Origin of the sequence: Enterobacter sp. 342 (assembly GCF_036663495.1) — a bacterium.
GTDB lineage: Bacteria > Pseudomonadota > Gammaproteobacteria > Enterobacterales > Enterobacteriaceae > Enterobacter.
The window spans coordinates 1-311 of sequence record NZ_JAWUEI010000150.1 but is presented as its reverse complement, the minus strand read 5'-3'; the positions used below and the strand labels follow the sequence as shown (position 1 = coordinate 311).

The following is a 311-nucleotide window of genomic DNA, read 5'->3' as shown; positions in this document are numbered from 1 at the left end:
GCTCAGGCACTGGCTGCCGATGTCGGTCGTCAGCAAAAACTCCTGAAGCAAAAAATCGAACAGTTACATGAAGAGGTAATCCTGGGCAGTGCACCGAAAGGGATGGCGCTGGTGAGTGGTGAAGATATGCAGTTATCAGCCAGTGATAATCTGACGCTGACCGCAGGCAAACAACTGGATGTCGGGGCGCAGAAAGATTTCACGCTGGCCGTGGGTAAGCAACTCAGTCTGTACAGCCGTGAAGGTGCGAAATTGTTCAGTTCACATAACGATATTGATATTCAGGCTCAGGGCGGGAATATCACCACCTG

The 311-nt window shown here is 51.1% G+C and carries 1 protein-coding gene; it reads left to right on the top strand.

The genetic code is table 11. The features are described from left to right. On the top strand, positions 1-311 hold a 311-nt coding region (locus V6E55_RS25715), incomplete at both ends, for a DUF2345 domain-containing protein (RefSeq protein WP_316944138.1).